General features: G+C 45.0%; 3 protein-coding genes. All 3 read right to left on the bottom strand.

Annotated features, from left to right (window positions below; genetic code table 11):
- Nucleotides 1-168: 168 nt before the first annotated feature.
- The 3 genes from C900_RS28155 to C900_RS06375 all read right to left on the bottom strand — a co-directional run bounded on the left by C900_RS28155 (nt 169) and on the right by C900_RS06375 (nt 8834).
- Nucleotides 169-3546 (bottom strand): starch-binding protein, encoded by a 3378-nt coding sequence (locus tag C900_RS28155; RefSeq protein WP_051052793.1) that lies wholly within the window; start codon nt 3544-3546, stop codon nt 169-171.
- A gap of 216 nt (nt 3547-3762) precedes the next feature.
- Entirely contained in the window at nt 3763-5910 is a 2148-nt protein-coding gene (locus C900_RS06380) for a helix-turn-helix domain-containing protein (RefSeq protein ID WP_040495859.1), read from the bottom strand.
- A 494-nt stretch (nt 5911-6404) separates the two neighbouring features.
- A complete protein-coding gene (locus tag C900_RS06375; RefSeq protein WP_009578862.1) occupies nt 6405-8834 on the bottom strand; it encodes a hypothetical protein in 2430 nt (809 codons plus the stop codon).
- Between the last annotated feature and the right edge of the window lie 114 nt (nt 8835-8948).

Here is an 8948-nt window from a genome sequence, read left to right as displayed (position 1 = left end):
CTTCACCCCGGCTACAAAGATTTACCCCCTCTGGGGGCCTCTGGGGGCTCGTTTTTCTCTTAAGTTAACGGCTATGGGAACAGGTCCGGGAGCTGGTGCGAGGGGGTGCAAAAAATTGCCTTGCCGCATAATGCAGCAAGGCGATTTTATTTACGGATATATTATGAATTACTCCCGTATGATCAGTTTTCCTCTCTTTGTAATATCCTCCATGTGTACGAAATAAAGATAAACCCCGTTTTTCAGGTCATAGGTTAAATTACTTACACCCTCTGGCAATATACCATCATGCAGGGTATTCATCAACCTTCCATTCAGGTCGTGAATAGTGACGTTAACTGATGTGGGTTTTTGAAGGGTGATCCTGATATTTCCGGTAGTGCGGCTGGGTTGTGGGTAAACCAGTACGTCATTGGTGTAGCTCTTTGTATCGTTTTCCGACTGTCCCGTTGTTCTGGCCCCGGGGTGTGTTTTGTACCAGGCGCCATTGGTATACCAGCCATCACCACAACGATAAAGATCAGCAGTTTGATTTGCCCCGTTATCGCTGAAGATCACGTTTGCACAATCAGCGCCAGTTAATGTGTATTTGTACCAGCCATCACCAATAGCCGTCATAGACACTCCTGGCCAGGTGGTGGTTTGGCTTGATGGGGTTACATTCCAGAAATATAGCTTAGGGTCGTTGAAACCTCCATTATAGTAGATATCCAGGTTGCCATCATCAACGGGCTTGCTGTCATACCACGTACCATCGACAAACCATCCCTCCTGACAACGCGAAAGATCGGCTGTCTGAGAAGCGCCATTGTTGCTGAAGATCATATTGGCACAATCAGCGCCTTCAAGGGTGTAGGAGTACCAGCCATCATCTTCCGATGCCATGGTTACCCCCGGCCAGGTGGTGGTTTGCGCTGAGGGTGTAACATTCCAGAAATATATTTCAGGATCAGTATATCCGGCTGGCTTGAAGTGTACGGTCAGACCACCACCTATTGATTCAAAGTTATATTCAAAGGTTTCTACGGCAGAAGCAGCCTCCTGATCGTCATAGGCTATTACTTTTAGCGTAGTAGTTGTTGTTAGCTCGATCGCTCCCGTATACAGAGTAGATGCCTGCGTAGGCGTTGTGCCATCCGTAGTATAGTAAATATCAGGAGATGGATCGTTATCATCAGTCGCGGATAAAGTAACGGAAACTACATCGCCAGTCATGAAAGAGCCTCCCGCAGGGTTTGCACTGACATCCGGCACTTCATTTACCGGGCCCCATTGATCTGTATCATACCAAATCCCATCGACATACCAGCCATCTTTACACCTGGACAGGTCTCCGGTTTGAGGGCTGCCACTATTATTAAAGATCAGATTAGTGCAGATTACCCCATCAAAGGTGTATTTATACCACCCGTTTCCATCATCAGTCATGGCAGCGCCTGGCCAAGATACGTCAGGAAGCGCATCAGCAGGCTCTTCAAGCCAATAATAGACCTTTGGAGCACCCCAGGCATCCGGTTTCTTAAAATACACTGTAAAGCCTTCTATAGCGCCTATCTGATAGTTTCTGGTGATGACTAATGATTGTGAACCCTCGCTGTTCACTGCCACTACTTTCACATCTACTGTTTCTGTAAAGGTTACAGGCTCTGTATATACATTCCAGGATGACAAATCACCTGCTGAGGCTGAAGGGTCTGTGGTATAGTAAATGGTAGTCGCCCATCCGTTTGGATCTGTGGCCGTTGCCAGCATAGTAATGGAGGAAGGATCATACCCGCTGGCAGGAGTTACAGCTACTGAAGGAAAGCTTGAGGGGCTGGTTTCCTCTATCAGGAGAATGCCGCTGCTGTGCGCAGGAAAGGTGGCCACCCCTGCCGCTACGGTGGTAACATGGCCGGTGTAAAAATCGCGTAGCTCAGTACCATCTGCATAGATGTTGCCCACCTGCAAGGTAGTGCTTCCGGAAGCGCCAATGGCAACTACTACCCTGTCACTTTCATAGACCCTGGAAAAGGTATAAGGATTATCCCCCAGTTTCTGGTGTGTGCCCGCGCCCACCGACAAATGATTTCTTCGGAACTGTCCGAGGGTTTGCCAGTGCTCCAGAAGTCCCTGATCAATGCTCCCCCAGTTCATAAACGAGCGCGTCCCCTGGTGAGGATCGTCCCCGGTAGGGCCAAAAGGTCGGCCTGTTTCATCGCCATAGTAGATCTGAACGCCACCAGGGAGGAGCAACAGACTGGTACCTGCATTGAAAAGATTATTTCTGTCATACAATTGTGTATCATGAGATGAAATATAGCTTAGAGCATTCCATTCCGGATCGGTATTTAAAGTGCTGGCATACGAAGAGTAAATAGACTCCAGTTGGCTCAGGTTGCCTGCCTGACCCTGGAAATTGAAATTAATCACCGAATTAAAGCCATTATCAATATGATATTGGGATTTCCCGTAGCCGTAACCAAAATTTTCAGCCGTCATCCAGAAGTCGAGATCATCGAGCTTTTTGTCCGGGTTGTTCTGTTTCCACTCCCTTAGCGCCAGTACTGCTTCATCTTTTAAGTGTCTCCAGGCCTCTCCCTCCACGTGCTTTTCGGTATCTACACGAAAGCCGTCAACACCAAATTCACGCACCCAGTCTGTCAGCCATTTGATGAAGTAATAACGAGGGGTTCGAGGGTAGCCGGTACGGTTGAAAAAAGCATCCAACTCAGCTATCTCCTGTGCTTCCTTAGCTGCGTCCCACTTGTTGAGTAGAATATCAGGCAATCCTGCTTGCTGGGTACTTTCTGTGATCACATCCGGCAGTCCGGCCAAACTCATGGTTTTTTCATCACCACCAGGAGCCGGATACCCGGGCAATCCTGAGCGTACCCAGTCACCACCCCACCAGTTGCTCCAATTGGTACATCCACTGGAATAATCTATAAACAGGCCATGTATCGACTCCCACGTTTCACCATTAGAAGGTCTCCAGCCTTTCCACGCAGGATCTACACAGCCAAAGTTGTAGTCGGTCATGTCCTGAAGCGAATTGTAGCCCACATGGTTCATTACAATGTCTATGATCACACGAATGCCTTTGTCATGAGCCGCATCAACAAACGTGCGAAATTCTTCAAAAGTACCGAAGTTATCATCCGTCTCCGTCCAGTCGAGGCCATAGTAACCATGGTAGGCATAATGTCTGAAGCTGCCGTTGCTGCCTGCCACCCAGCCGTGGATTTGCTCATACGGTGAAGATATCCATAAAGCATTGATTCCCAAATCAGTAAAATATCCTTCATCAAGTTTTTGAGTAAGTCCGGCAAAGTCTCCACCATGAAAACTCCCTATCTCGTCAAAGTCGTAAGGATTGCCATTACCATCGAGCCCGCGACCATAGGAATGATCATTGGCAGTGTTGCCGTTATAGAAACGGTCTTGCATCACAAAATAAACTGTTGCATTGTCCCACGTAAAGGGACGGTCACGTTCGGTACTCTGAGCATGCCCTTGTAAGAAAAAGGCAATGCAAAGCACCATCAATAAATTGATTTTTGTCATAGGAGTATGGGTTTTAGGTTAAAAATCCGTTGATCACTCAATCGAATAAACCACAATATCCGGGTTGGGCAATACTTTTTCGTCCTGTCTTATAAACCGGGATAAATTCATTCATAGACCTAAGTGGCAATCTATAATGTGGCACGTGAGACTTTGGAAGCAGGAAGAAGGGAGACAAAAGTTGAGCAAATCTCCCTCAACCCTCAGTTCTCCGCCCTAAGCTACTGCTTTTCTGCTCTTGAAAAATTCTCTCGGGGATTGGTTTTTAACCTTTTTGAAGGCACGGTTAAAAGTACTTTTTGAGTTGAAGCCCGCTTCATAGGCTAACGAAAGATACGTCTTATGATCATTGACGGGGTCACTTACCTTTGCAATAAATTCCTCAATTCTATAAGTATTGATATAGTCGAAGAAATTCATATCAAACCCTTCATTGATCACTCTTGATAGCTGGTGGATATTGATCTCCAGCAGATCCGCTAACTCCTGAAGTGACAGGCCCTCATTTAAGTAGGGCTTTTCCTTTTCCATTAGTTGTTCCACTTGACGGATCAGGTTTTCAAGCTCAGGCTGTGTGGCGGTGAGGTTATGCTTTACCGTAGTCACCTCCTCATTAGTTTTAAAAATTTCAGGATCTCTGATCAACAGAAATGTATACAAATAGATATTGCCTGCGAATAGGAACCAGCTAATATCCACGCAGATATTCACTACAGCAGCCAATTCCAGTGCCATCAATTCTGCAACCCCTCCGATAACATACACCATAAACCAGAAAACCAAAATCAAGCCCTGATAGATGAGCAATGTTTTTACATAAGCCAGTCGTACGAATGGCGCCTTGTTTGTAACTGGCGCTTTCCGGTAAAGCCACACGCCCAGCGACCAGCAAAACAGGTTGAATCCGAAACCGAAGGCTCCGGAAGTAGCGAAAATATACTTAAAGTCATTGTTTACTATATTAAATATAAAATCCTCATAATCAACAATAAAAAATTGAATATAAAAAATCAGCATGAGAGCAATAGGAGTAAGAAAAAGGACATGAGATATAAGACCAGGCCTCACCTCGCTTGACAGCACCTGCCGCACATACAGCAGAAATATGGGTGCATAAAGAAAGTATATAAAATCAGAAAAGACGATCAGTTGAGGATACCAGTTAAAGATATCTCGATAGTAAAGAACCAACCTAAAAAGCAGCGCCAGGCATACCAGACCAATGAGTACTTGCAGAATGGGAGTAGAAGGCTGTAAGCTTCTCACTCCATGCAGCGCAAATATAAGCAAAAGGCCCATCACCACAGGAATGATCAATGTGAGGGTGTATAGCTGGAAGCCTCCTGCTTTTAGATCTTCCCAGCTATAAATTTTATCCTTAACGACCTCTTTTTGATGATCAAACAGTATCGCTCGGTTAGGAATTGCCAGGCCGTTAGTCCTCCCCTCCACAGTTTGCCAATCACCACGCGTATACTTATAATTGAGCGTGTCGCCCGGGTAGCTGATATTGATAAAAAATCCGGAGTCTGTTTTCGTCATGATATGATTGGTATCTCCGGGATCCCAGTTATTGAAATTACCTGTAACGTAAATGTCAGCCGCTTTTGGCGTGTTACCCGGCAACTCGTCTACCCACAAGTGGTAATGCCGCGGATATGCAATATCCTCCCAGGTGCTGATGGTGTCATAAGCTTCGGAATAGGAGTCAGGCACAATGGTCCGCTCATTCCTGATCCCACCTTTCCGGTCTCCTTCTACTCCTGACCATGATCCCCTGGTGTATTTATACCTGATCGTATCGCCATATACAGGTATGTCTATAGCGTAGGTGTTTTTTAGTAGTGGTTTTAATTTGAAATGACTGTTACCCGGCTCCCAATTGTTAATATTGCCCGTAAAAAAAATGTCAGCTCCGTTGGGAGTTGTGCCCGTGGCATCTACCACCACCAGTCTGAAAACACCCTCGGGCTTAATGTCTTCCCAACTGTCTATTTTAAGCTGCAGGGTATCGTTTTTACCTACGAATGCATGAAAGCGGTTGTTGCGTCTTTTCCCCAGGCCATCGCCTTCTACGGCTGACCAGCTACCTCTTGTAAATTTGAAAAATAACGTATCATTAGCTTTTTTTTCAAGGTTGATGTAGTATCTGCCATCGGGCAACTTACGGAGCCTGTAATTTGTATTTGAAGCATCCCATTCATTACAGTTCGAAGCCAGGAACAGGGCTGCTCCGGCAGGTGTCTGATCGGGTAATGAGGTAATAAAAATATGAACAGACTGAGCATATCCGATCCCTGTCATCAGTACCATTATGAGGGCAAGCCAACTACACTTCAACGCCTGTAAATATTGATTACTCATAACGCTTCATTGATCAATTTTCGCTACCTGTTTAGAGGCTTTTATCAATGAATTTAGCTAATTCTGACGTTTTAAATAACGATTTTATTGATTTTCTGCTGCATTAAATCCATGGGAACGATTGCATGGATTGTATCTGGAGTTCGGGCCAAAATTATTATGCAAATATCTGTCACCAAAAGAGATTGATCAGCGTCTCTAAGAATGCCAATTTATGCGTTACGCTTGTCCGAAAATACTCACCCGGCAACTGTACTGGACTCAGCTTTAGGGACATCACACCGTCATGGCACTTCGGTGCGCAGGCACAAGCCCTTACTACGCTCAAGCGGCTACGCGAAGGCCAGCTTGACCTGGACGTTTTCTTTAAGCGCCCCGGAGTTTTCTTACAATCAAACTATCAAAATGATAACAGCAACACGAGACCACTGGTTTCCCGAAAAAGTCAGGTAGTCTGAACCAAATCGCTATAATCCTTCATATTACAGAATTCACTATGCCTTCTTCAATACATTTCTCTTCACCAGTTCGTCAAGTAGCGCTTTATAGTTGGCCTGCAGCAAGTGATCAGCGCCAGTAACAATTTCATTTCCCAGCGGATTGGTATAGTTTCGGATCAGGTTTTTAATTAGAGTAACAGACGCTGCTGTCGGTTGCGGCACAAAATCCCATACTCGTTTAAAGAATATCGATACCGGACTGCTGTCTGTCACAGCATCAGAAAGGTTATTAATGGATTGTTTGACTGCTTTTCTCATGATCTCCAGATTGCTCTTATTCAGTGTGTCATCGCCAGTAAGATTCCACTTATCACCTTTGTTGTTGGTAACGGGCACTCCCCCAGAGTAGCCGTTAAGAGCATCATGGACCAGCTTGGCCACCATGGTATTGCCAATAATATCCGGTTCTTTCTCCATTATGCCCTGCAATAATTTACTAAACCTGCTTGCAGAATCAATATTAGGTCTTGCGACACCAAGTATCAACCGTTCTACTGTTTCATATTTGCTAAAGGTATCCTTCAGCTTACCTGTAAAGGTTTTCCCTGCTATGTTGTCAAACATTTTTACTCCATCGGGGAGTATTTTCCCACTGGAGTTCAGCACTCTGGATTTAAAATACTGTGAAAGATCGTCCTTGTTAAAAAGATGTCCTGCTGCAAAGGCATCTGTTAGAAAATGATCACCAAAAGCATTTACAATAAGTGCATCATCTATGACCGTGCTGTCCACGCCAGCCCTCATAATCCCGATGGCCTTTTGGTGATACCTTTCCCACTCCCCTTTATGATTAGGTTTAGAGCTGGAAAAACTGGCAATATAAGCACTGCTTGTTGGAGCAAAATGTGCGAAATTGTCCTCCGCCAGCTTCAAATACCTTCCACCTGTAGCAGATTGCCAGTCAGTATCTGAAGGGTTTGACCCGCCAGCTCCGCTACCAAGTACCCTGGCCTCGTAATAGCGCTTACTTTTATCGATTAGCGTTTTTAGCTTAGCAAGCTCAGCGGCACCTGCGCGGTTCATCTGGTCATAGCTTTCGTAAAAATCGCCCATTGCGATAAGCTCGGCATAGGTAAATTTTACGCCATTGACGTCAACCTGGTAGCCGGCAGTTACAGGGCCGGCATCTACAAGGCCTGACAGCACATGTTCACCGGTGCCATATTTCGCTTCGCTGTAAACCCTGTCGCTAAAGGAAAGGGAATGCGCGGCAGCCAGAGAAGCTGTGGTAATGGTGATTGTGCCATTGCCCTCAATTTTTGGCTTACTATCGGCCAAAAGTGGGTTAATATTTGACCTTAATGCACTTACTATGTCGCCCCCTACAAATGGTATGTAGTCAGCCTTGGCAATAGTGTCTGAAATAAGCTTCACGGAGTCGTTGTATGCCGTGCTGACAGCGTTGGTAAACGTATACCCCTTCAACCAGTTGTTCCATACCTTAGTCATCATAGGCTCAGGTATGTAATTATTATTTACAGCGCCTGCTACAGCCCTCGCTCCTGCATAAAGCCAGTCGTCATTCAGTCCGGAGGCCTTACAATTCATCATGTAAACAATCCTGATCGGCAATGCCTTGCCAAAAGAATCGCGCAGCGCCCTTATGTCAGTATCACTTATACTGGCGCCATTATAACCACTAAACGATGTACGACTTCCATGCACCAGGGTAAAAATATCAATAATGTATTCCTTGTTAGCCAGGTCGTGCAGGGTAGATTTTAAGTTAGAATAAGTAGCCTTGGAATCTTCAAGGATAATGACCTCACGATACTTTTTACCCTTTGCTTCAGCAAACTTGTTAAGCCACTTTTCAAACTCCTCAGACACATAGTCAATAATTTTTTCAAGTCCCTCCTGCACCAATTTCCCCACTGTACTTTCCCATTGAAAAGGCAAGGCACCAGTATTTTCAATAAAAACTACCAGGGCAGTATTGGTAACAGCCATTTCCCGGGTCATCCATTGCTGGGCGGTGGCTGTTTTGCCGGCAATTAGTGCAGTTTCAAACTCACTTCTCAGCTTTGATTGTATCATCGGCTTAACGGCTTCATACAATCCTTTATGATGTAATTTTCTGTAAGCTTTCTGAACTTCTTCCGAAATCACCCAACTGATAGATGGCTCACCGTTCGGAGGTTGGGGCATATATTTTTCCGTTTTTGACATGAAAGTAGCCATCCACAGACATTTTGCTGCAATCTTTCTGAGTTCATCCGAGAGCTGTTTCTCATCCGTTGATTTTCCAAAGAAAAAATCGAACAGCTCAAGAATAAACACATCACCATCTACAGTGATTTCACTCACCTTCTCATGTTCACCATTAGCTGGCGTGGCTCCGTATGTCAGGCTTTTACTTTTTACCCGCACCTTCTTCGACCGGTAGGTTTTAAGCTCCTTATTTAATGATAATAATCTATTCATGGCTGTAGGTGGTTTTATTCATAAATTAATTAGTGTTTGTAAGAAAACTCTAAGTGGCTTTAAGAAAACGTCAAATTCAAGGCTTGTGAAGTCCCAAAAAGCGGGAACGTACTA

Origin of the sequence: Fulvivirga imtechensis AK7, from assembly GCF_000331535.1 — a bacterium.
GTDB classification, from domain to species: domain Bacteria; phylum Bacteroidota; class Bacteroidia; order Cytophagales; family Cyclobacteriaceae; genus Fulvivirga; species Fulvivirga imtechensis.
The sequence above is the reverse complement of the archived record's forward strand: the minus strand, read 5'-3'. Positions and strand labels throughout refer to the sequence as shown.